Source organism: Streptomyces mangrovi, from assembly GCF_900114215.1.
GTDB lineage: Bacteria > Actinomycetota > Actinomycetes > Streptomycetales > Streptomycetaceae > Streptomyces > Streptomyces barkulensis.
Genome location: NZ_FOSG01000007.1, coordinates 212,103 through 237,064, shown reverse-complemented (window position 1 = coordinate 237,064; position 24,962 = coordinate 212,103). Strand labels below are relative to the sequence as shown.

Genomic DNA, 24,962 nt, shown 5'->3' with positions numbered 1-24,962 from the left:
GGTTGAGGTGCGTGGCCATCTCACCGACATCATCAACCGTGCCCGGCGGGGGAGACTCCGGCGACCACAAACCGGCGTGGCAAAGAGGAAGGCGTGGTGATCGACATCGAGGAGCATCAGCGTCTGCGCCGGATCGCCGAAGACGTCGAGGATGCATGGCTCAACCGGCTGGCCGACGAGGCCACATCGGACACGACCTCAACGAGACCGCCGACGCCTTCGCCCGCCTGGTGACGAGTTGTGCGGCGGCTGAGAAGATGAGGCGGAAGCGAAGCTTCTCGGGCTCTCAGCGGCGGGTCTTGCCGGTCAGGGCGAGCATCGGCGTCCTCCCCAGACTTCGGCCGGGGGTACCCCCGGCCGGCAGGTCGAGGGCGAACTGGACGATCTCCAGCCAGATCCGGTTCTGAGCGAGGCCGTGGGGGAGAGGGTTCTCGTCGCGGCATGGCGGGCGCCGATCAGCGCCGGCCTGCCTTGCGTTGCAGGGACTCCCGGCGCGAACGCAGCTTCTTCTGCCGCTTCTGGCTCTCCTTGCGACGCTTCGCGCGCTCGCGGGCCGCCGGGCTCCTGAGCTTCGTGTGGTCCGGCAACCGCAGCAGCCCCCACACCACTCCGACGAGCAGGGCGAGCACGAAGATCCCGAGGACGGCCGCCAACACGGGCGGCAGGTCCGCGACCTGCTCGATCCTGTACCGGATGTTCAACCTGGCTCCCCCGCCCTGCTCCGCCCCGCGCGGCACCGCACCCTAACAGCGGGCCTCTCACCGGTGGAAGCGGCGCCTGCCTGCGAGACGACTCCGCGGTCGCCGCCCTCCGCCCGGACAGGCGGATCACGCGAGCACCTGCCGCGCCCTTCCGTCCTCCCGCCCGGACGGGGAAGTGCCCGCCGATGGTTCCGGGCGGGGCCGGAGCCCAGGGCGCGGCGATAAAGACGTGCGGGTGTGCGGGCCGGTGGGGTACGTTCCTGCCTGTTCGAAGGGGGACCCGACGTGGCGAAGCTGAACCAGATCATCGCGGTCGAGAAGGGTGTCAAGAGCAAGGCGCTCCAGGACATCACCGCGGCGCACCACAAGGTGCAGAAGCCGGCGCTGCTGGCGGGCATCTCGCGCACGTACCAGCCCAAGGACGAGGAGGGCGAGCAGCTGCCGCCCGAGTCCACGCGGGTGCAGGTGCAGGCGGAGGACGTGCTGCGGGAGATGTCCGCGTCGCTGACCCGGCTGTTCGACGTGACCGCCACCAAGGACTGGGCGAACTGCGCGGCCCGCGCCGACGTCACCGTCGACGGGCGGACGATCGTCGCCGACGCCCCCGTCAGCTATCTGCTGTTCCTGGAGAAGCAGCTCACCGACCTGCACACCTTCGTCAGGAAGCTCCCCACGCTCGACGCTGCCGAGTCCTGGTCGCAGGACCCGTCCACGGACTGGTGGAAGACGGACCCGGTCCGCACGATCCGCACCAAGAAGGTCCCCCGCAACCACGTCAAGGCGGAGGCGACGGACAAGCACCCGGCGCAGGTCGAGGTGTACTACGAGGACGTGCCCATCGGGTACTGGACGACCGTGAAGTTCTCCGGAGCGCTTCCGGCCCGGCGGGTCAACGAGCTGGTGGAGCGGGTCGAGAAGCTCCAGCAGGCCGTGAAGTTCGCCCGCGAGGAGGCCAACGGCGCGGAGGTCACCGACCGGCGGGTCGGCGACGCGGTGTTCGGCTACCTGTTCGGCTGACGCCGGCCGCGGGTAGCATCCATGATCGCCCCCGCGTGCGAGCGCGGGGGTGCGCGACCAGGCGCGGGCCGGAATGAGGACCGGTTCGCGTGAGGAGCGCAAGCTGACACTGAAGTTCAGCCTGAAGAAGCGGTGACAGTGAAGGTTCGAGTCCTTCCCCCGGCACAGCAGTACTACCAACGGGCCGGGGTAGCCCAACATGGCAGAGGCAGCCGTGGTCAATCTCAGACTCTCGCTCCAGTCTCAGCATCGCCGCCGATCGCCGGATCGACCGGGGACGGACGAACGCCGTCGGGTGCGAGTTCGACTCTCGCCTGCACCTCTTCCGTGGTGCGGTAGTTCAAAGGCAGAACACGACGGCATGATGACTGATCCGTCCTCTTAAACGCCGCCGGCGTGCGCAATTGGGTGGCATCCCCAGGGGCCCGGGAGCTGGATACGACTCCCGGGCCCCGCCACGTCGTACGGCCGACCGCGCTCCCTCTTCTCCGTTCGCCCGGTGGTGCGGCGCGTGAGGGGCGCGCCGCGCCACCGGGCGGCCGGTGAGCGTCAGCGGCCGGCGGTCAGGCGAAGGGGATGGTCAGGCGAAGGGGATGGTCAGGACGGAGCCCGAGCCCACCTGGATGGTGGACGGGCCATTGCCCAGGGCGCTCCAGACCTCGACGCGGACGGTCCCGCCGTCCAGGTCGCCCAGCTCGCCCGAGGAGGAGTGCAGCCCCTGCCGGGCCGAGGAGTACTCCTCCCAGCCGGGGATCGGGTCCGTGGCGAAGTAGCGGAACGTCTCGACGCGGTCGAACGTGCCGTCGCCGGTCAGATCGTAGGAGACCCTGGCCTGCTGGGCGTGACCGACGGCGGTGCCGGCGTCCACGTTGAAGGTGAAGACCGTGGCCGACCCCGGCTTCAGGGCGCCCTTGACGTTCTCCACCTCGTATACGAGCGGGTTCTTCGGCGTGCCGTCGTTGTTCGTCCCGCCGGCCGGCTCGATGGTGTCGGCGGAGGGTGACGAGGCCGCCTCGGTGGCCAGCTCACCGCCCGACCGCAGATAGAAGGTGTCGCCCTCGACGTACGGCGGGGGAGGGGTACCGGTGGTGGTGACGGTCACCGGCCCGCTCGCCGGACCGGTCTGGCCCGCGGTGTCACGGGCCCTGACGCTGTAGATGTACTCCGTGCCGGAGGACAGCCCGGTGTCGGTGTACGTGGTGCCGGTGACCGTGGCGATCCTCGATCCGCCGCGCAGGACGTCGTAGTTCCTGATGCCGTTGTCGTCGGTCGCGGCGGTCCAGTTCAGCGTGACCGAGCCGTCGGTGACGTCGCTCGCCTGCGGGGTACCGGGCGCGCCGGGCCTGTCGTCGTCCGGCGGCGGCGGGGTGCCGCCGCCGTCGCCGCAGAGGGTGTCGAGCGGTGTGTCGTCGCCCGCCCCGGAGGCGGTGGACTTCGCCGGGACGTTCAGGACGCCGCCGTCGGAGAACAGCACCGAGCACTCCCGCTCGCCGTGGTTGTGCGCGGCGTAGGTCCTGGTGCCGTCCTTCTCGAAGGCCACGGCGGTGGGCGTGTTGGCGGTGACGGTCATGTCGGGTGCGCCGATGGAGTCCATCGTGGCGATCCAGTGGTAGGTGTGGGCCTTGGTCTCGCCGGCCTCGGGGACGTAGCCGCCGTTCCACTGGTTCCAGTACCGCATGGCCCCGGCGGGGTCGTAGAGCGCCTGGACCTCCCAGAAGACGTCCCGCCACTCCACGGCCGGGCCGCCGTTCTCCTCCTCCATCTCGGCCACGCTGCGGCGCAGCATCTCCTTCTCACGCGCCAGATGCAGCGAACCACCGGTCACCGGAAGGAAGTTGATGCCGTGGATCTCCTCGGGGTTGGCCGTCCACCAGGTGGCGTAGGCGCCGCCGCTGCCCCAGACCATGCCCACGACGTCGTGGGTGAAGTCCTCGGGGTAGACCTCCTGGTCGGCGTCGAACCAGTACTGCGCGATCGACTCCGACTCGGTCGTCATCATGTAGACGCCCTGGTCGCGCAGTGCCTTGTCACCCATGGCCGAGCCCCACAGGATCAGCCCCGCGCTGAGGTTGACCGACTCCGAGGACGACTCCTGGTTGTTGCCGGCGGCGAAGGCGGAGTGGCCGGCGGCCCAGCTGTGGCCGGCGTAGACGTCGAAGCCGCGCAGGAACGGGTACTCCTCGTCGCTCCTGGCCGGGTTGGCGGCGTCCCTGATCAGCTCCTCGACCATGCCGCCCCATTCGGAGTCGGCGGCCCACCGCGGGTCATACTGCGCCACGATGGCGGCTGCCATCACGTAGTACGAGTAGTGGAAGTGGTGGTCGTTGAGCTCCTGGTCGCTTCCGTAGGAGGCGGGGTAGCCGATGAGGGTGCGCCAGTCCTTGTCGTAGGAGAACTCCGACGGGCCGCCGACGGTGAACCACTCCTCCATGCGTCCCTTGATCAGGTCCAGGAGCTTGTCGCGGTCGGCGGTCTCGCCGATCTGGTCGGCGATCGGCACCAGTTGGGCGAGTTTGCCCAGTGCCTTGCCGGTCCAGTAGGTGTCGGTGGCGCCGCTGAACGGGTCGCCCTGTGTCAGCACGTCGTTGATGTACGTCTTCAGCCTGGCCTTGTCCACGCCCTGCGCGGCGGGCAGGCCGGGCAGCACGCCGTTGACCTTCTGGACGGTGGTGAAGGACTTCCCCTCGCGGACCTTCATCTCACCGCGCGAGGAGACGTAGCTGTGGGCGGTCAGGGCGTCGGAGGTGTGCAGCCACTGGTGGCGGTAGAGGGCCTGGAGGGTGCCGGTCTCGTCGCCCTCCATCGCCTCGGTGGCAAGGGTGTAGGTCGCCTTCACCTCGCCGGCGCCCTCGTCGTAGCTCCAGTCCACTTTCGAGCCGGTGACGAAGCTGAAGGCGTACCTCTCGTACGTCGCCAGTGCGTCCCGGCCGGGCAGGACGGCCAGCGAGAAGTAGTCCCTGCCGCCCAGGTCCGCGCGGATCCGGCTGCCGGAGACCGTCCAGTCGCTGCCGGAGGGGGCGAACAGTGCGTAGTGGTGGCCGGAGACGGTGATGCCGAGCACGTTGCCGTCGTCGGCGAAGACGGTCGGCGTGTTTGCCGCGGTGATCTGTGCCGCGCCGCCGCTGCCCTGGGCGTACACGTACGGCAGGCCGTGGCCGATGGTGGTGCGCAGGGTGCGGGAGCCGTCGGACCAGTAGGGGCTGACGGTCCAGTCGCTCCATCCGTCCGCCTTGGCGTCGGGGGAGTCGAGGCCGGCGATGCCGAGGGTCAGCTCCGCCTCGTGGGGGAACTCGTACTGGCGTCCCTCCCCCACGATCTGGTGGTCGGTCGGGTAGCCGACCTCCAGGCCGCCGGAGACGGCCTTGTAGGTGAGGGGGTGGCCGTACATGTTCTCCGACCACGGGTTGGCGGAGAACCGCTGGAAGGCCAGCGAGGACCACCAGTCGTTGGTCGGCACCGGCTTGTCCGCCATGGCCGGGGTGACCTTCGGCTTGACGGCCTGGCCGCCGCTGTTGGAGGGTCCCTGCCTTCCCGCCGGGCGGACATCGCTGTAACTGCCCTTGCCCACCTCGACGGTGCCGGCGTGGGCCACGCCGGCACCGGTGGTCGCCGCCAGGCCCGTCGCGGCCACCGAGGCCGCCGACAGCATGGCGAGACGTCTGAGGAATCTCATGAACACCCTTTCTCTGAGAGCGCTCTCAACAAGTGGCGACAACGTAGAGACGTGACAGTGCACGGTCAATACTTGAAACCGTGGAACTTCGAAAAAGGTGCATGTGGTTCAAACGTCGATCACTTGTCGACGACTCCGGGCACAAGCACCCGCCCAGACCGCCGCACGCGCGTGACCGGCGCGTTCGCGAGGTGAACCGGCGCCGGTCACACTCCTGCGGCGGCCCTGTGCCGTGCCGGAACGGGGCGGCACAGGGCCGCCCGGACGCTGTCCATAAGCCGGTTGCGGACACAAGGTCCGCGGCGCGATCGGCAAGCAGGGCGGTCAGGGCACGATCGGTCGCTCCCGGCGGCCGCGACGGGACTGAGCCGACGGGGCCGGCCCTGACCCTGCACTCCGGGCAGGACCAGGACCTGCAGGCCCGCCGCGCTCACGGCAGCGGCCGGCCCTCGTCGCATCCTCGGTCGAGGGACGGAGGCTACTCGGGCCAGGGGGAGTCCTTGATGACCTCGACGAAGTCGCCGCGGACGAATCCGGGCACGTAGTGGGCGAGCACATCGGCCTTGACGTTGCCGAACGTCGTCTCGGGACGGTCCTTGATCCCCTCGGTGAACGCGGCCAGGATCCGGTCCTTGAAGTCCGGGCGGGGGTGGGCCTCCACCACGGCCGCACGCTCCTCCTCGGAGACCGCGCGGTAGCCGATGCCCAGCACGTCCAGCTCCACCCCCCGGGTGACCAGGGCGATCTCAGGGGCCATGTGCAGCGGGATCTCCGGCGTGGTGTGCAGGGCGATCGCCGTCCAGACCCGGTCGGCCTCCTCGCCGGTGACGCCGTGGGCGTGCAGGAACCGCCGCGCCTCGTCGGCGCCGTCGATCTCGAAGCGCTGGTCGGTGCGGCGGAACCGCTCGGTCAGCCCCAGGTCGTGGAACATCGCCCCGACGTACAGCAGCTCCGGATCGAACCGCAGCCCCTGTTCGCGCCCGCGCAGCGCGCCCCAGAGGAACACGCGCCGGGAGTGGTCGAACAGCAGCGGCGAGGCCGCCTCACGGACCAGTTCGGTCGCCTCCCGCGCCATGGCGCTGTCCGGGACGCGTACGCCCGCGATCGTCTCGCTCATGATCTCGCCCCTCTCCCTCGTTCCGGCGGTCCGCCCCCCAGGGTCGCAGGGCGCCTGGCATGGCGCCACGGCCCGTTGGGCCGAGCGGGTCCGTTCCGGCCGTGCCCGGCAGCCCCTCTCCTCGGCGTGCACGGTGTCACCGCGCCGTCTCCGGCGCGAGCGCCTCCGCGTCCACCCGGGCGCCGCATGGTTTTCCGGCCATGTCCGAAGGGCGCCCTACCGCCCCCGCCTCCCCGCTGCCCAGACTGCTGCGCGAAACGTGAGGGGAGAGGGGGCCGGGGATGGCTGCTCGCAGTGGAGGCAGTGGAGGCAGTGGAGGCCGTAAAGGTCGTGGGAGCCGCAGAGGTCCTGGAGGCCGCGGACGCGGATCGGCGGCGCGGCGCAGGCGCGAGGCCAGGCAGAGGGCGGCGGTCGTCGGCGGTGTGGTGGTGCTGCTCCTGCTCACCGCCTCCTGGTCGGCCGTCTGGCCGTACCTCCTGGGGGTCGCGGTCGCCGCGGGTCTCGGCGGCCTGGTGTGGTGGCTGTGGCGTACCGACCGGATCCTCCGGGGCGGGGACCGGCAGTGGCGGCAGGCGGACGCGGTGGCGGCCGGGCGCCGCACGCTGGCCGAGGTGGACGCGATGTCCGGCACCGAGTTCGAGGAACTGGTGGCCGAGCTGTGCCGCCGCGACGGCTGCACCGGGGTCCGGCGCGTGGGCGGCTCCCACGACAACGGCGCGGACGTGCTCGGCCGGCTGCCGGACGGCCGCACGATGGTCGTCCAGTGCAAGCGGTACGCGCCGCACCGCACCATCGCCAGCCGCGAGATGCGCGACCTGATGGGAGCGAAGGTGCACTTCGGGGCCGATGTGGCCGTCTTCGTGACGACCTCGCGCTTCAGCGCTCCGTCCCGGGCGCTGGCGGTGGAGCACGGCATCCTCGCCGTGCACCGCGACCACCTGGGCCTGTGGAACAACGGCGCCTCCCTGCCCGCCCTGGCCGGCGTCAACGGCGCCGGCCAGGGCGACCGGGAACACCGCGCGCGCTGGAGGAACACTTACGGCACGTAGCGCGCGCGAGGGGCCCGGCGGGGGCTTACGGGAGCGTGGTCCACTTCTGGTTGTTCTGGCCGTTGCAGGTCCACAGGATGACCGGGGTCCCGTTGGCGGTTCCCGCCTCTTCGGCGTCCAGGCACAGCCCGGCGTGGACGTTGCGGATCGACCCGTCGGCCTGCAAGGTCCACTTCTGGTTGTCCTGGCCGTTGCAGGGCCAGACGATGACCGGCGTGCCGTTGGAGGTGCCCCGGTCGGAGGCGTCCAGGCACTTGTCGCCGTAGACGCGGATCTCGCCTCCGGCCCAGGTGGTCCACAGCTGGTTGGCGGCGGTGTGGCAGTCCCAGATCAGCGTCGCCGTCCCGGCCGCGGTGGAGGCTTCCTCCACGTCGAGGCAGCGGCCGGATCCGGTACCGCGCAGGCGTGCGGTGGTGGAGTCCAGCGGGCTGCCGCCGCTCATCCTGAACACGGCGACGCCGTGCGCGGGGATGCTGGCCGAGATCCGGCCGGAGGTGCTCGACGTGGTGCCGGTCCACAGGTCGGTGAGGGTGAACGGCCCTCCGGACAGGCCGACTTGCGCGGCAGTGGTGGTGATGGTCGTGCTGCTGCCGCCGCGGTTGAGCAGGCCGACCGCGACGGAGCCGTCGGACAGGGGCTTGGCGAACACCTCGGTGGCGCCGTCGTCGCGGACTCGGCGTCCGCCCGCGCCCAGCGAGTCCTGGTTCACCGCGAGCAGGCGCGGGTTGCGCAGGATGGCGCTCACGTCGGCGGACATGGTGCGGATGTCGTTGCCGGCCATGAGCGGGGCGCTCATGAGAGCCCACAGGGCGAAGTGGGAGCGGGACTCGGTCAGGGACAGGCCGGGGCGGCCGACGACCAGCATGTCGGGGTCGTTCCAGTGACCCGGGCCCGACTGCGCGGCGAGCGGGGCGGTGACGTCGAGGACGTTGCCGACGCCCATCGGGTAGCTGTTGGTGTTGTTGTTCTGCCAGATGTCGAGCAGGTCCTCGGTCGTGCGCCACAGGTCGGCGACCTCGCCCCAGTCGTACTTGTCGCCGGTGGGGGCGTGGAAGCTGTTGGGGTTGATGCTGTAGACGATCGGGCGGCCGGTGGCGCGCAGGGCGTCGCGCATGATGGTGAACCGCGCGATCTGCTCGCTGAGGGTGCCGCTGCCGGAGCACCAATCGTACTTGAGGTAGTCCACGCCCCAGGAGGCGAACGTGGCGGCGTCCTGGGCCTCGTGGCCCTTGCTGCCCGTGGAGCCGGGGTAGGTGCCCACGCCCTGGGCACAGGTTTTCTCGTTGGGGGCCTGGTAGATGCCGAACTTCAGGCCCTTGCCGTGGATGTAGTCCCCGAGCGCCTTCATCCCGCTGGGGAACTTGGTCGGGTTGGCCCGCAGGTTGCCGGCCGCGTCACGCTGCGGGTCGAACCAGCAGTCGTCGACCACCACGTACTCGTAGCCGGCGTCGCGCATGCCCGAGGACACCATCGCGTCGGCGGCCTCGCGGACCTGTGTCTCGGTGATCCCGCATCCGAAGCTGTTCCAGCTGTTCCAGCCCAGCGGCGGAGTGAGCGCCGGGCTGCCCGGTGCGGCCTCGGCGGCCGTGCCGGCGGAGGCGGAGGCGGCGGAGGTGGAGGCGGTGACGCAGGCGGTGACCGTCAGTACGGCGGCCGCGAGGAGGCGCGGTAATCGACCGCGTAAGGGAACCATGGGGGAATTCCTTCCTGGGAGGCGAAGTGGAAGCCACCCGTCGGCGGGGCCGACGGGCATGGTCGCGAGCCCGTGATCAGGTGCGGGCCGGCGCGGCAGAGCGAGGACGCCCGGCCGGCAGGCCACACTCGTGACCGCCACCCGTGACCACGTCTGTGCATGGGGACCTCGTCATCCTTGGACAAGCGACTCCGGCCTGCCCCGTGAGGGGCTGTCCGGATGCCGGAGTGATGCGGTCCCGGATTGTTCGTGATATCGAACCAGGGTCGAAGTACCGAGCAACTGGATCGTACGGATCCGGTGAGCGGCGTCAATACCTCTGGCGCAACTCGGCTCCCACGGTTCTGCGGATCTTCGGCGTGAGGGACGACCACAGCACCGGAAGCTGGCCGGAACCGGACCCCGCGGGCAGGACACGACGCCACCACTCCAGGAGAACTCGGTGGCGGACGCGGTCTGTCGCGGACGAGCATGGGCGCATGAGCGACCGACCCGCGCGATGGACCCAGGCCACCGTCCACCCCGACATGTGGACCGACCCGGACGACGACCCCCGCGACAGAGAAGGCCCAGGCCCGGAGGGCGAACTCGCGACACTGCGGGAGTTCCTGGAGGACTACCGCACCACCCTGCGGATGAAGTGCGAGGGCCTGGACGCGGAGCAACTGGCCCGCCGCTCCGTCCCGCCGTCGACGATGTCGCTGCTCGGCCTGCTCCGGCACCTCGCCGAGGTGGAACGCGACTGGCGCGACTGGATCGGTGACGGCGAGCCGCTGCCGAAGCTGTACGGCGAGAAGGACGCGGACTTCGGCGGAGCCGTCGCGAACCGGGCCGTGGTCGCCGCCGCGTACGCCGACCTGGAGCGCGAACAGGCCGCCACCGACGCCGCGCTGGCCCGGTACCCGGACCTGGGTGAGCGCGTGGGGAGGGAGGAGATCGCGGTCCGGGAGCTGATGGTGCACAGGATCGAGGAGTACGCCCGCCACTGCGGGCACGCCGATCTGCTGCGCGAGTGCGTCGACGGCCGGGTGGGGCAGTGACATGAGACGGAGGGGAGGCGGGCCGGTGCGGCCCGCCTCCGCCTCCTCGTCTCCGCCGTGAACGCGCTCCGTGCCCGCGCCGGGAAGGCCGCCCGGAGCGGGCACGGACGCGGGTCGGTCAGCCCACCAGCAGGTAGGCGGTTCCCCAGTCCTGCGGGTTGCAGTTGCCGCGGTAGCGGCGGTCGGTGTCGGTGTAGGAGAAGCCGGGCGGGATGGTGCACGCCCAGATGCCGGTGCGGGGTACGGCGAGCAGGTAGGCGGTCCCCCAGTCCTGCGCGTTGCAGTTGCCGCGGTAGGTGCGGTCGGTGTCGGTATAGGTGTAGCCCGAGGGGACGGTGCACGCCCAGACGCCGTCGGCCGGGTCGACCACGTAGTAGCTGGTTCCCCAACCGCTGGGGTTGCAGTTGCCGCGGTAGCGGCGGTCGGTGTCGGTGTAGGTCTTCCCGGCCGGGACGGTGCACGCCCAGAAACCGGATGCCGCCGTCAAGCTCTTCTGCGCCGGCGGCGCGGCGGAGGTCGCGGCTCCCGCGGGTGTGGCGGCCAGGCCGCCTAAGGCGAGCGCTGCCGAGCCGACCATCGCTGTGATGGCTGTACGGATCCTCGATCGCTTCATGTGACGGGCTCCTTTTATAGAGCGCAGCGGAAGGGACCGGCCGATCAGCGCACCACCCCACCGGCTGCGACAGTCATCAGGCGAAGTCATGCTCACATCATGATGATCGAACGGCAACAGGCCCTGATGCTCAACGCGCTCTCATCCGGGGGCACTTCGGACGTGTCCGAGCCGGTCGGCCAGGACCGTACGCCGGCCGGGATCGGCCATTGCCGGAGAGGAAGACCCGGCCGAAGCCGCTGCCGGACACCGGTCCGACCAAGGGGGTGTCTGTTTGCCGAGCGAGGCCGTGCGTGTTCCGGCTTCGGGGCAGGTCCGAGCGCCCCAGGGCGGGGCGGCGGTCGCGTTCGCGAGGAGCGGACCTGCTGCGCGAGTGCGTCGACGGGCGGGTGGGTCAGTGACGAACGCCGGGGGCGAGCCGTATCGGCCCGCCCCCGGCGTCCGTCTGCCTGCGGTTTGTCGGGTCAGGGGCGCGGGCGTCCCTTTATCCCCGCCGTGAACGCGCTCCACGCACGCGTCGGGAAGACCAGGGCCGGGCCGCCGGGGTTCTTGCTGTCCCGTACGGGGACCGCGCCGGGGAGCCCGTCGGCGACCTCGACGCAGTCGCCGTTGCTCGCTCCGCTGTAGCTGGACTTGCGCCACGTCAGGCTGTGGTCGTTGATCATCGTTTGTACTCCTCCGACACGGCCTCTAGCAGGGCCAGTGACTCCTCCGACGACAAGGCATCGCCCAGGGCGAGGTCGTAGGCCGACTGGCAGGCCTCGACCATGTCCGGGTCATCCATGACACGCCCGGTGCGCAGGCCTTCAACGTAGGCCACCGGAGGGGCGTCGGAGAACCGCATAAGGGTGACCATGCTCTCCAGCAGCGCGTGCGCACCTGCGCAGAAGGGGAGCACATGGACCCGCACCCGTCCGCTGCGTCCCATCTCGGCGATGTGCTCCAACTGCTCCGCGATCGCGCCGCGTCCGCCGATGGGGCGTCGGAGGATCGACTCGTCCAGCAAGGTCCACAGGACTGGGGAGTCGGAGTCGTCGAGGATGCGGGCACGCTCCATGCGGTTGGCGACCCGCCGCTCTACATCCTTGTGTGTATAGACCGGGGTCCCCGCGCGGAAGACGGCACGCGCGTACGCCTCGGTCTGGAGGATGCCGGGGACGAGCGACGCCCCATAGGCCTTGATCACGCATGCCAGCCTCTCCATCTCGGCGGCAGCCGCGAAGTGGTCGGCGAAGCGCCCCTCGTCCAGTGAGCGGCGCATGCGCTCGAAGAAGCCGTCCGTGCCCAGTGCCTGGTCGATCCGGCAGGCGTCCTCCGGCCGGGGCTTGCGTCTGCCGGCCTCGAAGTGGGCGATCATCTGCGGCGAGATGACGACCATCTCGCCGAGTTGGGCCTGTGTGAGGCCCTTGTCCTCGCGCTTGCGCCGAAGCTCCGCACCGTAGAACTCCTGTGGCGAGTAAGGACGGTCGATCCCGCCGCCGCGTCGCATGTGCTCAACATCCCTTCTCTCCAACTCTCTCCGGAGAGCTGGAAGCCCTGTTGAGCGTACCGCCGCGGCAGCATTCTGTGAGTGGGTGGATACGGAAAGCCACCACGCACAGCACAGGAGCAGGCATGGCGACGTACCTCGTGGACACCACGCGCGACCGGATCGGCGAGCTGATGGGCAGGAGCGGCGGACGGTACTTCCTCCGCCCGCCCGGCGGCGGCCGGGAGTGGGAGTGCCTGCCGGAGAACACCCGACTTCCCACGCCCGAGGAGCAGTTGAGCGCGGGGGTGCGGGCGGCGAACCGGCACAGCGAGCAGCGCTGCCGGTGAGGCCCCGCACCTGGACCACCGGGCGGTGCCGGCTCTACTGCCTCCGGCCGCAGGTGCCGGTGGTGTGGTTCGGGCCGGTGCGGACCGAGGGGCAGCAGGCCGAGTTGTACGCCTGTGAGGACTGCGTGCAGACGCTCAACGCCCTGGTGCGGGAGGCCCTGCGGCAACGGGACCGCGCTCCCGCCCGATAGATCCCCGCCCGATAGACCCCCGGCCTCCCTCGGGGCCGGGTCCGGAAGCACATGACAGCGAGGAGAGAGAACATGACGAACCAGACGTGGCACGACGGCGGTGGCGACAAGCTGCCGGGGGAGCCGTACCCCGGCCCGCACCAGCCGCCCACCCCGGACGGCGGCCCCGGCGTCCCCAACCCGCCCAAGGCGGTCACCGGCCGATGAGCACCGAGCACACCGAAAGCGCGCAGAACGCGCAGAACGCGCAGAACGCGGGGGACGCGGAAAGCACCGGCACGGCCGGGCAGCGCCCCGGCCGCCTGGAGTTGGCACGCGCCCTCATGGCGGGCGGCGTCCTCTCCTCGGACTGGACGCCGGCCTTCGCTGCCGTGCCCAGGTCGGCGTTCCTGCCGGAGCTGATCTGGCCCTACGACATGGAAGCGGGCCGCAGCGTCGCCGTGTCGATGGCACAGGACCCGGACGCCTGGGCCCGGTACGCCGACGCCGACGTACCCGTCGTCACCCAGTGGGACGACGGCCGGCACACCGGCACGGAGCCGGGGCGGGAGCCCACCTCCTCGGCGTCCATGCCGTCGGTGGTCTTCCGGATGCTCCGGGACCTGGAGGTGCGGCCGGGCCACCGGGTGCTGGAGATCGGCGCGGGCACGGGCTGGAACGCGGCGCTCCTGGCCCACCGCCTCGGCACGGTGAACGTGGTGACGGTGGAGGTGGACGAGGCGGTGGCCGCCGCCGCCCGCAGGGCGCTGGAGATCTTCGGCCTGCCCGTCCGCGTCGTCCACGGCGACGGTTCGCGGGGGTTTCCCGACGGAGCTCCTTACGACCGGATCATCGCCACGTGCGGGCTGCGGTCCGTCCCCCGCGCCTGGGTGGAGCAGTGCCGTCCCGGCGGCCTGATCGTCGCCCCGTGGGGGACGCACTACGGCAACGGCGACGCCGTCGTCCGGCTGACCGTCTCCCGCGACGGGGAGAGCGCGTCGGGCCCCTTCACCGGGCCGGTGGAGTTCATGAAGCTGCGCTCCCAGCGCCCGCCGTTCCCGGTCCACTCCGAGTACGTCACGGGTGGCGTGGCCGACGGCGAGGAGTCGTCCACCGTGCTGCCGGAGGGGCAGTTCACCGGGGAGCGGTTCGAGCCGGTGCGCTTCGCGCTCGGGCTCCGGGTGCCGGACTGCCGGTGCGTCGTCGCCGACAAGCGCGACGGGGCCCGGCCGGTGTGGTGGTACGGGCTGACCGACCGCTCCTGGGCCTGCGCGATGTTCCGCGACGGGCAGAGCGCGCGTGTATGGCAGTCCGGGCCCCGCCGGCTGTGGGACGAGGTCGAGGCAGCCCACCGCTGGTGGCAGGAGCGGGGCAGGCCGGGGTACGAGCGGTTCGGCCTGACCGTCACGCCGCGGGGGCGGCGGGCCTGGCTGGACGACCCGGCCGACTCCTGGCCGGTGTGAACCGGCCGTAACCCGGGTGTGCGCGGCGGGACGGAGGCCCGTCCGGCATAACATCGCGGGGAAAGGCATTCCCGGCAGGCCCCCGCGCCGCCCGGCGGCGCGGGGGCCTGCCGGGCACGGACGACGACTGGTGGGGGAATCCACGACGATGACGGCCGAGACGTTCGAGTTCCAGGTGGAGGCCAGCCGCCTCCTGCGGATGATGGTTCACTCGATCTACTCGAACAAGGACGTGTTCCTGAGGGAGCTGGTCTCCAACTCCTCCGACGCGCTCGACAAGCTCCGCATCGAGGCACTGCGCGACGACTCGCTGGGGGCCGATGTCTCCGACCTGCACATCGAGATCGAGACCGACAAGGACGCCCGCACGCTGACCGTGCGCGACAACGGCATCGGGATGTCGCGCGAGGAGGTCGTGGGGCTGATCGGGACGATCGCCAAGTCCGGCACCGCGGAGTTCGTCCGCAAGCTGGAGGAGGCACAGAAGGCCGGGGAAGCGGGTGACCCGGCTTCGGCGGAGGCGCTGATCGGGCAGTTCGGCGTCGGCTTCTACTCCGCCTTCATGGTGGCCGACGAGGTCACGCTGCTGACCCGCCGCGCCGGGGAGTCCTCGGGCACCCGCTGGACGTCCACCGGCGAGGGCACCTACACGATCGAGACGGTCGGCGACGCGCCCCAGGGCACCTCGGTCATCCTGAAGCTCAAGCCCGAGGACGCCGACGACCGCCTCTTCGACTACACGGCCCCCTGGAAGATCCGGGAGATCGTCAAGCGCTACTCCGACTTCATCACCTGGCCCATCCGTCTGGTCGAGGCGGGCGCCGAAGGGGCGGAGAAGGACGCGGAGGACGGGGACGGCGGGAAGCCGGAGCCGGAGGCGATCAACTCCCGCAAGGCACTGTGGGCCCGGCCCCGCAGTGAGGTCTCCGACGAGGAGTACCACGAGCTCTACAAACACATCAGCCACGACTGGACCGACCCGCTGGAGACCATCCGCGTCCAGGCGGAGGGCACCTTCGAGTACCAGGCGCTGCTCTTCCTGCCCGCGCGGCCGCCGCAGGGCGTCCTCTCCCAGGACAGGCGGGGCGTGCAGCTCTACGTCAAGCGCGTCCTGATCATGGAGGAGTGCGAGGAGCTGGTCCCGGCCTACCTGCGCTTCGTCAAGGGCGTGGTCGACGCCCAGGACCTCTCGCTCAACATCTCCCGCGAGATCCTCCAGCAGGACCGCCACATCCAGCTGATGCGCCGGCGGCTGGCGAAGAAGGTGCTGTCCACCCTCAAGGAGATGAGGAAGGCCAGGCCGGAGAAGTACGCGGACTTCTGGCGGGAGTTCGGCGCGGTCGTCAAGGAGGGTCTGATCAACGACCCCGACAACCGCGACGCGATCCTGGCGGCCTGCTCCTTCGACTCCACCCACGACGCGGAGGGGACGACGACGCTGGCGGAGTACGCGGAGCGGATGAAGGAGGGCCAGGAGCACATCTACTACCTCACCGGCCCGTCCCGGAGCGCGGTGGAGAGCTCGCCGCACATGGAGGCCTTCCGGGACAAGGGGCTGGAGGTGCTCGTCCTGACCGACCCGGTCGACGAGGTGTGGGTCGACGCGGTGCCCGACTTCCAGGGGAAGAAGCTGCTCTCCATCGCCAAGGGCGAGGCCGAGCTCGGCACCGAGGAGGACAAGGAGCGGGCCGAGGCGGAGCGGGAGCGGCAGCGCGAGGAGTACGCCGGGCTGCTGGAGTGGATGACCGAACGGCTCGGCGACGAGGTCAAGGAGGTGCGGCTGTCCTCCCGGCTGACCGTCTCGCCCGCCTGCGTCGTCTCGGACACCGACGACATGACGCCCGGCCTGCGCAGCATGTTCCGTGCCATGGGCCAGGAGGTGCCCGAGAGCAAGCGCATCCTGGAGATCAACCCCGGCCACCCGCTGATCACCGGTCTGCGCGAGGCGCACGCGGAGAACGCCTCCGCGCCGGACCTGGAGGGCATGGCCGAGCTCGTCCACGGCATGGCGCTGCTGGCGGAGGGCGGCATGCCCGGCGACCCGGCCCGCTTCACCCGGCTGATGGCCGAGCGCCTGGAGCGCTCCCTGTGACCGGCCGCTGACGGCCCGGCGCCGCGGCCGGGGCGGCGGCCTCACGCCGTTCCCCGGCCACGGCGCCCTCACCTGCGCCGGCCGGCGACCTCGAAGGTCGGGCCGTGTTCGTCGATGCCCACCAGCACCGTGTCGCCCGCGCGCAGGGCGCCGTCGAGGATCAGGTCGGCGAGGCGGTCGTCCAGATGGGTGCGGACGGTGCGGCGCAGCGGGTGGGCGCCGGAGTCGGGCTGGTAGCCCTGGTTGATCAGCCACTCGCGGGCGCTGAGGTCGACCTCCAGACCGATGCCCTGGGCCCCCAGCAGCCGGCGGCTGCCCTCCAGCAGCAGCCCGACGACGCGCAGCAGGTCCTCGCGGGTCAGGGGGCGGAAGAAGACGGTCTCGTCGACCAGCTCCAGCAACTCCGGCCGTACCCGGTCGCGCAGATGCGCCAGGGTCTCCTCGCGGAGCGTGCCGGGGTCGCCGGAGTGGGCCAGCACCCTGCGCGGGTCGACGGTGACGGTCAGGGCGACCACCGTCCCGCCGGAGCCGGAGCCGGAGCCGGAGCCGGAGCCGGAGCCGGAGCCGGCGGCCGGTCCCCGGGCACCGGCCGGCCGGGCGCCCTCCAGCAGCCGCGTCAGCGAGTCGAGGACATCCGGGTGGGCCCGGTCGATCCCGTCGAGCAGGACGACGGAGCTCGGCCCGCGCCGTACCGCCTCCTCCAGCCGTACCGCCTCCCGGCGCCCCTCCCGCAGGGCGCCCGTGCCGAAGCGCACCAGGCGGCCCGCGTCACCGAGGAGTTCGGCGGCCAGGGCCCTGGCCAGCTCGGTCTTGCCCACCCCGGGCGGCCCGGCGAACAGCAGGACCGCGGCGGGCCGCCCGGGGGCGCTCATCCCCGCCCGCGCCCGCCGTACCGCCCGCGCCACAGCCGAGACGGCCTCGTCCTGGCCGGTCACCCGCTCGCGCAGCCTCTCCTCCAGATGCCGCAGATGCTCGCGCTCGTCGCGGGCCAGCCGGTCGGCGGGGATGCCGGTGCGCCGGGAGACGGCGCCGGCGACGTCCTCCACGGTCACCCGGGCGGCGCTCTCGCGCTTCTCGGCGACGGCGGCCCGCTCCAGCTCCAGCTCCCGCATGCCCGCGCGCAGCGTCGCGGCCCGCTCCAGGTCCTCCCGGGCCAGGGCCTGGTCGAGTTCGCGCCGCAGCCGGTCGCGGCGGTCCTCGACCTGTGCGACCTCACCGCTGCGGCCGAGACCGCGCAGCCGCGCCCGGGCGCCGGCCTGGTCGAGCAGGGAGACGGCCTTGGTGGGCAGGAAGCTCTCGGTCAGATGGCGGGCGGAGAGCTCGGCGGCGGCGCGCAGCGCCTCGTCGGAGAAGCGGACCTGGTGGTGGGCCTCGTAGGAGCCGCGCAGGCCCTCCAGGATGCGCACGGTCTCCTCGACGGTGGGCTCGGGCACCAGCACCGGCTGGAAGCGGTGGTGCAGGGCGATGTCCCGCTCCACATGGCGGCGGTACTCGTCGATGGTGGTGGCGCCCACGACGCGCAGCCCGCCGCGGGCGAGCGCGGCCCGCAGCACGCCGCCGAGGTCGGGGAAGCCGTCGGCGCCCGCGCCCGCGCCGACGAGGGTGTGCAGCTCGTCGAGGAAGAGGACGATCCGGTCGTCGGAGGCGACTTCCTCAACGATCGCGCGCAGCCGCTCCTCGACCTCCTCCCGGTAGCGGGCGCCGGCCACCAGCGTGGCCAGGTCAAGGCCGACGATCCGGCGGCCCCGCAGCTCCGGCGGCACCTGACCGGCCGCGATCCGCCGGGCCAGGCCCTCGACGACCACGGTCTTGCCGACGCCCGGCTCACCGATCAGGGCGGGGTTGTTCCGGGTGCGGCGGGAGAGCACCTCGATGGTCTGGTCGATCTCCTCCGCGCGTCCCACCACCGGATCCAGCCGGCCCTCACGGGCGTGCGCGGTCAGATCGCGGCCGTAGCGGTCCAGCACGGGGGTGGAGCCGGATGGGCCGGACGGACCGGATGGGCCGGACGGTCGGGAGGCGGCCCCGCGTACCGGCTCGGGGGCGGCGCCCGCGGCGCGCAGCGCCCGGCCCGCACCGCTGCGGGGATCGTCCAGCAGGGCGGCCAGGACGTGCTCGGGGCCGAAGCGGGACGCGCCGGCGGCGCGGGCGCCCGCACGGGCCGCCAGCAGGGCGCGTTCGGCCGCGGGCGTCAGGGAGGATCCGGCGCCGCCGGTGCTCCTGGCGAGGGCCGGGAGCAGGTCGGCGGCGAGCCGGTCCGGACTCGCCCCAGCGTCCTCCAGAACGCGGCGCGAGGGGCCCGTCCGGGTGGCGGCCCACAGCAGATGGCCGGTGTCCAGTTCGCCGCCGTCCCCGGCCGCCCGCCCGGCGGCCAGGGACAGCAGCTCCCGGGCGGACCCGTCCGGGAGCTGCCCGGCGGGCTCCGGGGCCCGGAGGCCGGCGCCGAGGAGGCGGTTGAGCGGTTCGGCGAACGGGTCCTGCGGTCCGAACACGGGCATCGGCATGGAGATCACCTGGGCAGTGCCGGGGTCGGGAGCAGGGGCAGGGCCGGGTCCGGGCCGGGGAGGCACGGGTTTGGCCTCGGCCAAGTCTGATCCGGCGTGGGGGGTTCCGCGACTCGGCGCGTTGCGGCCGGGGTCTCCCGTACGCCGGTTTCCCGGGACGGGAGCCGTCCGGGCCGGTCCACCGCGCACGCGGCGGAGCGGCGGGGAATATGCCCGTTCCGGGTTTCCGAAAGCGCCCGCTATTCGGTGCGGACGTTCCGCGGAAAAGGAATCCCGGGGGCGGGGGTCGGTCAAAGGGTGTGAAAACCCGCAGGTCAGTGGTGGTCTGCGGGAGGCTTTGGCGGTGCGTTCCGAGAGGAAGGCCGCGGTTCGGCTGTTCTCGGGGGCGGTCGCACGCCTCTTGACCCTCTGAATGAAACGTTGCAATACTAACGGACTCAGAAAGCGCTTACTGCACTTTTCTCGCGAAATCCCCCCTCCCGGGCGGCCCCCTTTCGGCCCGGCCCGACGCGAGCGGCCCCGCGCCGTGTGCGGTGGGCGTCCCCCCACGAAAAGGAGTCCACGATGAGAAGCGGAGTCGCATCCTCCGCCAGGAGGCGCAGGCTCGCCGCGGTCGCGGCGGGCGCTCTGACGGCGGCCATGCTGGCGACGGTGGCGACCACGGCCGGGGCCACGGAGCCCCGGGCCGGGGCCGACCGTTCCGCGCGGGCGGCGCAGGAGGCACAGAAGGGGCAGGCGGCGCCGGCCGCGGCCGCCTGCGGCGAGGGTTCGTACCAGGCCGAGGCCGTGAAGAGCGGGAGCACCTGGACCGCGCGCCGGGGCGGCGGCACCGTCTACACCGGCGGCAGCATGCGCGACGCGATGCAGGCAGCGATCGGCAGCCTGACACCCAACCGCTCCTACAAGGAACGCGTGGTGGTGCGGGGTTCGGGCTCGATCAGCGCCGGGACCAGGGTGTCGCTGCCGAGCAACACCGCCATCGACGTGTGCGGCACCATCGACGTCACCGGCTCCGGCTCCGGAGACCAGGCACCGATCTACTCCCGCGGCACGACGAACGTCGAGGTCGGTCATCTGACCGTCACCGGCCGCCCGCTGTACGGCATCTTCATGCGCAACGTCAGCAACGTGGTGCTCGGCCGGATCGACATGCGCCTCTCCGGCGGTCTGGGCATCCGGATCGACAACCACGGCGACCGCTCGTCGCGCTCGCGCAACATCCGCATCGACGACGTCTACGTCTCGGGCACGAGCAACCACGGCGTGGAGACCTACGGGGTGGACGGGCTGACGATCGGGACGGTGACCGCCCGCGACGTCGGCTACTCCGGACTGCTGCTCAACGACACGATCAACGCCACGGTGGGGAAGGTCGACGCCGACAACACCGCCACCGGCACCGGCTACGCGGCGTTCCGGATGGCCAACCGCAACGGCCGGATCGGCGGCGGCTATCCGACCAACATCCGCGTCGGCGAGGTCATCGCCCGCGGCGGCGGGCGCGGGGTCTTCTGCGTCTCCGAGAGCGGCGGCGCCGTCATCGACCGGGTGACGCTGACCAACACCGGCAACAACGCCATCCTGATCGAGAACTGCTACAACGTCACCATCGCCTCCCAGGGCGGCACGGTCAGCGGCGGCGGGGAGGTCAGGCTGGCGGCCCGCAGCGAGTTCCCGGGCAACCGGGACATCACCCTGCAGAACCTGACGCTGAGCAACACCTCGCTCAGGGAGAGCCCCTGCGGCACGAACATCACCTACCGCAACCTCACCCTGAACAACACCAGCCGTAACACCTGCTGAGCGGACGGTCCCCGCGGAAAGCACCGTACGCGTCCTCCCGCCCCGCCTCCGGGGCGGGAGGACGCGCCGGCCGTCCACGCGGTACGAGCGGCCGTCCGGCGCTGCCGCGGCGCGGTGTAGCGTTGCGATCTCCGAGCCGCCGGCCCCGCCCACACCGCAGAGGAGCACCGTGACCCACACCGCCGCGGACACGCGCTACGACACCATGCCCTACCGACGTGTCGGACGCAGCGGGCTGAAACTGCCGGCGATCTCGCTCGGCCTGTGGCACAACTTCGGCGACGACAAGCCGCTTCAGACCCAGCAGGCGATCCTGCGCCGCGCCTTCGACCTGGGCGTCACCCACTTCGACCTGGCCAACAACTACGGCCCGCCCCCCGGAGCGGCCGAGGCGGGCTTCGGCCGCCACCTCGCCCGCGACTTCCGCCCCTACCGCGACGAGCTGGTGATCTCCACCAAGGCGGGCTACGACATGTGGCCCGGCCCCTACGGCGAGTGGGGCTCGCGCAAGTACCTGCTGGCCAGCCTGGACCAGAGCCTGAGCCGTATGGGCCTGGACTACGTCGACGTCTTCTACTCCCACCGCTACGACCCCGACACGCCCCTGGAGGAGACCATGGGGGCGCTGGACACCGCCGTCCGGCAGGGCAAGGCGCTGTATGTGGGCATCTCCAACTACAGTCCCGAGCAGACCCGCGAGGCCGCCCGCATCCTGGCCGACCTGGGCACTCCGCTGCTGATCCACCAGCCCTCGTACTCGATGTTCAACCGCTGGGTCGAGGACGGCCTGCTCGACGTCCTCGACGAGGTGGGCGCCGGCTCGATCGCCTTCTCCCCGCTGGCCCAGGGACTGCTCACCGACCGCTACCTGTCCGGCATCCCCGCCGGATCCCGGGCCGCGGGCGCCAGCCCGTTCCTGACCGCCGAGGGCATCACCGAGGAGACCCTGACCACGGTCCGCGCGCTCGACTCCATCGCGCGGCGGCGCGGCCAGACCCTGGCACAGACCGCCATCGCCTGGATCCTGCGCGGCGGGCGCGTGACCTCCGCGCTCGTCGGGGCCAGCAGCGTGAAGCAGCTGGAGGACAATGTCGCGGCCGCCGGCAACCTCGACTTCACCGACGACGAACTCGCCGAGATCGAGGGCCACCTCGCCCGCCGGGCCGGTCAGGCAGGTCGGGCCGGTTAGGCCGGGCCGCCCCGGGAAACCCGGGCTCCCGGAAGTCCGTGGTCCGGGGCCCGGGAGTCCGGAGCCCGGGAGAGGAGCGGGGCATGGCCATCTCCGTGACGGTGTGGACCGAATGCGGGCCGGACGACGCGGAGATCGCCGCCGTCTACCCGGAGGGAATGCACAACGCCATCGCCGGCGCCCTCGCACCCCACGGCGAGTTGCGCGTGCGCACGGCCACCATGGACGAGGAGGAGCACGGGCTCGGCGGCACGGCGCTGGACGAGACCGACGTTTTGTTCTGGTGGGGCCACCAGCGGCACGGCGAGGTGGACGACGGGGTCGTGGCACGGGTGCAGGCCCGGGTGCTGGGGGGCATGGGGCTGGTCGCCCTCCACTCCAGCGCGGAGTCGAAGGTCTTTCGCGCTCTGACGGGCACCAGTGGCCGGATCTCCGGCTGGCGCCACGGCGACCGCGAGGTGGTGTGGACGGTCGACGTCACGCATCCGGTGGCCGCCGGGGTGCCGCGGCCGATGGTCATCGGCGAACAGGAGATGTACGCCGAGCCGTTCGACGTGCCCGCCCCCGACGAACTGGTCTTCGTCTCCTCCTTCGCGGGCGGGGAGGTCTTCCGCAGCGGGATGGCCTGGCGCCGGGGGCTCGGCAGGGTCTTCTACTTCAGCCCGGGCCACGAGGGGTACCCGGTCTACCGCCGCGAGGACGTCCGCACCGTCCTGGCCAACGCGGCCTTCTGGGCGGCCGGTCCGGCGGGACCGGCCGGGCCCGCCGAACCGGTGAGGGGGCCGGTGCCCTGGACGTCGCGACCGCGCGAGAGGGGCTGGTACGAGCGGTGAGGGGCGGTGGGGTGCGGGCCACGGCGTGCCCGCTCCCGCACCCCGCCCCCGGCCCGGGCCTCAGTGCCCGGCCGACAGCCGGCCCGTCGCCAGGCCGTCGCTGATGTCGCGCGACAGGCGCGAGGCCAGCTCGTCCAGGCGCCCGCGGTACTCCTCGAACTCGGTCAGCCGCCGGAACGCCTCGCTGTAGCGCGACTGCTCGGCCAGCGGGAGCTGGAGGACCTGGAGCCTGCGCACGTCCACCCGTGAGGCGCTGGAGGCGTGGGTGCCCGCCTGGCGGCCGTTGGAGGGTGCGCGCAGACAGCCCGCGAGGAACCAGGCGTCCATCTTCTCCGGGTCCACGCGCAGTGCGTACAACTGGGCGCCGAGTACGGTGGGCGGGCCCTGGTGCACCCAGGCGGCGAAGGCGCGGATCACCCCGGCCACCACCACGTCGCCGGGCCTGGCCACCAGCATCCCGCGGTCGGAGACGTCCGAGGTGTGCAGCCAGCCCGTCGGCCCGCTGCCCTGGAGCAGGTCCGGCACGGTCAGCAGGGGCAGACCGTCCTCGCCCGCCTCGCCGCCGCGGACCGTCCCGTCCGGCGGCTGCTGGCCGCCGCGCAGGGTGAGCGCCCCGGCCCGGGCCAGGTCGCCCACGGTTGTCCTGGGCTGCGAGCCCCCGCCGTCCCCGGCCGTCTCCAGGGCGGACAGCGCCCGTCCCGCGGCGCGCAGTCCGTCCAGAGCCTCGCCGAAGCCGCTCCAGGCGCCGGCCAGATCGAGTTCGTCGCCGCCGGGGGCGGGGGAGACGTGGCGCCCGGGGGTGAGGTCGACCTCGTCGTCCAGCAGCTCGATGACGGCCATGCGCCGGGAGCAGTCCGGCAGTTCGGCCGCCCCGCTGTCGTAGGCGCGCACCGAGGTCCGTACGAACTCGCCCAGCGCGTCCCAGTCCACCCCGCCCTCGCGGGAGGCCGCCGCCCGCTGGGAGGCCGCCGCGTCGGCGAGCAGGACCCCGTTGTCCTCGGCGGGCCCGGCGCCCTCGGGGGCGCGCAGCAGCCACAGGTGCAGTGAGACGCTGTGCGGCTGCGCGCAGCCGGGGGGCAGGGCGATGACGGTGCGCAGCAGTCCGGCGCGCAGCAGTGCGCCGCGGATCCTGCGGCCGGCCCGGCGGGAGGCGACGGCGGGCGGCAGCAGCAGCACGGCGGTGCCGCCCGGCCGCAGCCGGGCCAGGGCGTGCTGCACCCAGGCGAGCTCGGACTCGGTGCGCGGCGGCAGGCCGTGCACCCAGCGCCGGTCGGTGGACAGCTCCTCGTAGCCCCAGTCGCGTTCGTTGAAGGGCGGGTTGCACAGGACGACGTCCGCGGCGGCCCGCTCGTGCGGGTCGGCGCGCAGGGAGTCGCCCTCCCGTACGTCCGCTGTCACCCGCACCCCGCCCGCCTCGTCGGTGACGAACGCCAGCCGCGCGGCGGCCAGGGCGGCCAGCGCCGGGTCGCTGTCGCACCCCAGCAGGGTGACGCGTGCCGCCCCCGCGCCCGCCTCGGCCCGTGCGGCGGCGTCCAGCAGATGGCCCGCGCCGCAGGCCGGGTCGAGCACGGTCGCCCCGCCGTCCCCGGCCGGGGACGGACGCGCCGCCAGGGCGACCTCGGCCATCAGGTCCGCCAGGGGCCGGGGGCTGGCGCTGATCTGGCGGACATGGGCGTCCAGCCAGCGCTGCAACAGGAACTCGAAGACCTCCCGCGCCCCCTCGCGCCGTCCCAGTGCCACGGCCTCGTCGACCAGTTCCCCGGCCTGCTCGGACAGGGGCACGGCGGACGCGGGGGTCTGGCCGCCGAGCATCCGCCGTCCGGCCTCGGCGATGGCCAGGCCCGTCTCGTCCCGGCTGCCGAGGGCCTCGAAACCGGGCCAGAGCAGCTCGCGCCCCCCGATCTCCTTGAGCTTGTCGTTGTCCCGCAGCCACTGCTCGATCTCGGCGAGGGAGAACTGGGGGCTGGCGTCGGTGCCGCCGATCCGGGCGGGGAAGGTGTCGTGGCGGCGACGCCAGTTGCTGACGGCCGCCCGCCCCACCCCGGCGATCCGCGCGATCTCCGCGAGGGTGACCGGCACTGAGCGTGTTGAAGGCATCGAGATCTCCGGGGTCGGATCGGTCGGGGCTGCCACAGGCGACTGTTCGAATTCAAAGCTCCGATGGGAGCGCCGGGATTCGAACAATCG

General features: G+C 72.2%; 20 protein-coding genes and 1 pseudogene. 11 read left to right on the top strand and 10 right to left on the bottom strand.

The features are described 5' to 3' along the window. Positions 1-160: 160 nt before the first annotated feature. Positions 161-418 (bottom strand): annotated as a pseudogene (locus BM237_RS30525) (hypothetical protein); the annotation flags it as partial. 37 nt (positions 419-455) lie between these two features. Next, complete coding sequence (locus BM237_RS12710; RefSeq protein WP_093849765.1) at positions 456-701, bottom strand: hypothetical protein; 246 nt, start codon at positions 699-701, stop codon at positions 456-458. 285 nt (positions 702-986) lie between these two features. Between BM237_RS12710 and BM237_RS12705 the strand changes: the two genes are divergently transcribed. Beyond that, positions 987-1,718 (top strand): DUF7873 family protein, encoded by a 732-nt coding sequence (locus tag BM237_RS12705; RefSeq protein ID WP_093849686.1) that lies wholly within the window; start codon positions 987-989, stop codon positions 1,716-1,718. Positions 1,719-2,298: 580 nt separating this feature from the next. Here BM237_RS12705 and BM237_RS12700 read toward each other — a convergent pair. Together BM237_RS12700 and BM237_RS12695 are read right to left on the bottom strand one after the other, a co-directional pair. Beyond that, positions 2,299-5,391 (bottom strand): glycosyl hydrolase, encoded by a 3,093-nt coding sequence (locus BM237_RS12700; protein ID WP_093849685.1) that lies wholly within the window; start codon positions 5,389-5,391, stop codon positions 2,299-2,301. 478 nt (positions 5,392-5,869) lie between these two features. After that, positions 5,870-6,508 (bottom strand): HD domain-containing protein, encoded by a 639-nt coding sequence (locus tag BM237_RS12695; protein WP_093849684.1) that lies wholly within the window; start codon positions 6,506-6,508, stop codon positions 5,870-5,872. A 425-nt stretch (positions 6,509-6,933) separates the two neighbouring features. Here BM237_RS12695 and BM237_RS12690 point away from each other — a divergent pair, with 425 nt between their 5' ends. Then, positions 6,934-7,557, top strand: coding sequence for a restriction endonuclease (locus tag BM237_RS12690; RefSeq protein WP_245793592.1), 624 nt, complete (start codon positions 6,934-6,936; stop codon positions 7,555-7,557). A 25-nt stretch (positions 7,558-7,582) separates the two neighbouring features. On the opposite strand, the gene BM237_RS12685 is transcribed toward BM237_RS12690, so the two are convergent. Beyond that, a complete protein-coding gene (locus BM237_RS12685; protein WP_093849682.1) occupies positions 7,583-9,250 on the bottom strand; it encodes a glycoside hydrolase family 27 protein in 1,668 nt (555 codons plus the stop codon). A 479-nt stretch (positions 9,251-9,729) separates the two neighbouring features. On the opposite strand from BM237_RS12685, the gene BM237_RS12680 reads away from it, so the two are divergent. Next, a complete protein-coding gene (locus BM237_RS12680) occupies positions 9,730-10,290 on the top strand; it encodes a DinB family protein (protein ID WP_093849681.1) in 561 nt (186 codons plus the stop codon). Positions 10,291-10,408: 118 nt separating this feature from the next. On the opposite strand, the gene BM237_RS12675 is transcribed toward BM237_RS12680, so the two are convergent. From BM237_RS12675 to BM237_RS12665, 3 genes are all read right to left on the bottom strand, one after another. Further along, positions 10,409-10,903, bottom strand: coding sequence for a hypothetical protein (locus BM237_RS12675; RefSeq protein WP_093849680.1), 495 nt, complete (start codon positions 10,901-10,903; stop codon positions 10,409-10,411). 464 nt (positions 10,904-11,367) lie between these two features. Beyond that, a complete protein-coding gene (locus BM237_RS12670) occupies positions 11,368-11,568 on the bottom strand; it encodes a DUF397 domain-containing protein (protein ID WP_093849679.1) in 201 nt (66 codons plus the stop codon). Continuing rightward, on the bottom strand, positions 11,565-12,392 hold the full coding sequence (locus tag BM237_RS12665) for a helix-turn-helix domain-containing protein (protein ID WP_093849678.1): 828 nt from the start codon (positions 12,390-12,392) through the stop codon (positions 11,565-11,567). The genes BM237_RS12670 and BM237_RS12665 overlap by 4 nt, the downstream gene beginning before the upstream one ends. Before the next feature lie 125 nt (positions 12,393-12,517). On the opposite strand from BM237_RS12665, the gene BM237_RS12660 reads away from it, so the two are divergent. From BM237_RS12660 to htpG, 5 genes are all read left to right on the top strand, one after another. Continuing rightward, a complete protein-coding gene (locus BM237_RS12660) occupies positions 12,518-12,721 on the top strand; it encodes a hypothetical protein (RefSeq protein ID WP_093656222.1) in 204 nt (67 codons plus the stop codon). Beyond that, positions 12,718-12,912: a hypothetical protein gene (locus BM237_RS12655; protein WP_093849677.1), complete on the top strand. Its 195-nt coding sequence runs from the start codon at positions 12,718-12,720 to the stop codon at positions 12,910-12,912. Before BM237_RS12660 ends, BM237_RS12655 begins: the two co-directional genes overlap by 4 nt. Before the next feature lie 72 nt (positions 12,913-12,984). Next, positions 12,985-13,119 carry a hypothetical protein gene (locus BM237_RS30300; RefSeq protein ID WP_281253922.1) on the top strand — a complete coding sequence of 45 codons (135 nt, stop codon included), beginning with the start codon at positions 12,985-12,987 and terminating at the stop codon, positions 13,117-13,119. Between the two features lie 116 nt (positions 13,120-13,235). Beyond that, positions 13,236-14,354, top strand: a complete 1,119-nt coding sequence (locus tag BM237_RS12650) for a methyltransferase domain-containing protein (RefSeq protein ID WP_093849764.1) — start codon at positions 13,236-13,238, stop codon at positions 14,352-14,354. Positions 14,355-14,502: 148 nt separating this feature from the next. After that, entirely contained in the window at positions 14,503-16,446 is a 1,944-nt protein-coding gene (gene htpG / locus BM237_RS12645) for a molecular chaperone HtpG (RefSeq protein ID WP_093849676.1), read from the top strand. A gap of 68 nt (positions 16,447-16,514) precedes the next feature. On the opposite strand, the gene BM237_RS12640 is transcribed toward htpG, so the two are convergent. Further along, positions 16,515-18,950 carry a Clp protease N-terminal domain-containing protein gene (locus BM237_RS12640; RefSeq protein WP_093849675.1) on the bottom strand — a complete coding sequence of 812 codons (2,436 nt, stop codon included), beginning with the start codon at positions 18,948-18,950 and terminating at the stop codon, positions 16,515-16,517. Positions 18,951-19,514: 564 nt separating this feature from the next. On the opposite strand from BM237_RS12640, the gene BM237_RS12635 reads away from it, so the two are divergent. The 3 genes from BM237_RS12635 to BM237_RS12625 all read left to right on the top strand — a co-directional run bounded on the left by BM237_RS12635 (position 19,515) and on the right by BM237_RS12625 (position 22,775). Beyond that, positions 19,515-20,753: a right-handed parallel beta-helix repeat-containing protein gene (locus tag BM237_RS12635; RefSeq protein ID WP_245793577.1), complete on the top strand. Its 1,239-nt coding sequence runs from the start codon at positions 19,515-19,517 to the stop codon at positions 20,751-20,753. 169 nt (positions 20,754-20,922) lie between these two features. Beyond that, entirely contained in the window at positions 20,923-21,942 is a 1,020-nt protein-coding gene (gene mgrA / locus BM237_RS12630) for an L-glyceraldehyde 3-phosphate reductase (RefSeq protein ID WP_093849673.1), read from the top strand. Between the two features lie 83 nt (positions 21,943-22,025). Next, a complete protein-coding gene (locus BM237_RS12625; protein WP_093849672.1) occupies positions 22,026-22,775 on the top strand; it encodes a ThuA domain-containing protein in 750 nt (249 codons plus the stop codon). A 60-nt stretch (positions 22,776-22,835) separates the two neighbouring features. Here BM237_RS12625 and BM237_RS12620 read toward each other — a convergent pair whose 3' ends face one another. After that, the gene (locus tag BM237_RS12620) at positions 22,836-24,872 is read right to left on the bottom strand and encodes an N-6 DNA methylase (protein WP_093849671.1); all 2,037 of its coding nucleotides are present in this window, start codon (positions 24,870-24,872) and stop codon (positions 22,836-22,838) included. Positions 24,873-24,962: the final 90 nt, after the last annotated feature.